At 74.3% G+C, this 362-nt stretch carries 1 pseudogene; it reads right to left on the reverse strand.

Annotated elements, in window-relative coordinates:
• Positions 1 to 362: pseudogene (locus tag G3I65_RS48970) on the reverse strand (aminotransferase); the annotation flags it as partial.

The raw sequence follows: 362 nt of genomic DNA on the forward strand, positions 1-362 counted from the left end.
AAAACGCGTTCGACGTCGTCAACGGTGTTGTAGAGGTGGAAGCCGACCCGCACGCGGCCGCCGCGGACGCTCGACACGATGCCGGCCGCCTCGACCCGCGCCGGATCGGCGTCGAGCGCCACGATCGCGGTGCCGCGCGGGGGCAGCCCGAGCTTCTCCAGCAGCGCGTCGGCCAGCCCGGTGTTGTGCGCGCGGACCTCGGCCAAGTTCACCCCATCGAGGTACTCCAACGCGGCCGCGGCGCCGACCTGGGCGAGCCACACCGGCGAGAGGTCGAACGCGCGCGCGTCGCCGGCCAGCCGCAGCGGGAGGCCGTAGACGCTGGCCCACGGGTCCTCCCCCGCGTACCAGTTGGCCGCGAC

The organism is Amycolatopsis sp. SID8362, from assembly GCF_010550475.1.
In the GTDB taxonomy this organism is placed as follows: domain Bacteria; phylum Actinomycetota; class Actinomycetes; order Mycobacteriales; family Pseudonocardiaceae; genus Amycolatopsis; species Amycolatopsis eburnea.